Origin of the sequence: Loigolactobacillus binensis, assembly GCF_005405165.1 — a bacterium.
Lineage (GTDB): Bacteria > Bacillota > Bacilli > Lactobacillales > Lactobacillaceae > Loigolactobacillus > Loigolactobacillus binensis.
The window spans coordinates 1-237 of the sequence record NZ_BJDN01000097.1 but is presented as its reverse complement, the minus strand read 5'-3'; the positions used below and the strand labels follow the sequence as shown (position 1 = coordinate 237).

General features: G+C 38.8%; 1 protein-coding gene. It reads left to right on the top strand.

The genetic code is table 11. The annotated features are described in order from the left end of the window. Positions 1 to 188 (top strand): transposase (locus tag FFM78_RS13770; protein WP_137638925.1); only part of this gene is annotated, 188 nt, incomplete at its 5' end. Positions 189 to 237 lie beyond the last annotated feature (49 nt).

Sequence of the window (237 nt, the reverse complement as noted above, 5' to 3'; positions counted from 1 at the left end):
TAGTGGTTGTACTCAACGCCAGTGAATCGGACTATACGAATGGCCCAGTCGAAGGCATGAATCGAATGATTAAACAAATTCAACGCACAGCATTTGGATTCCGTAATTACCATCATATGATTTCACGTATTAAGTTACGGCAAATGAGAACAAAACCAATGAAAAAAACAGAGTTGAAAGTCGCATGACTTTCAACTCTGTAAAAGCTATTCATCAACAGGATTTGACAAAGAGCCG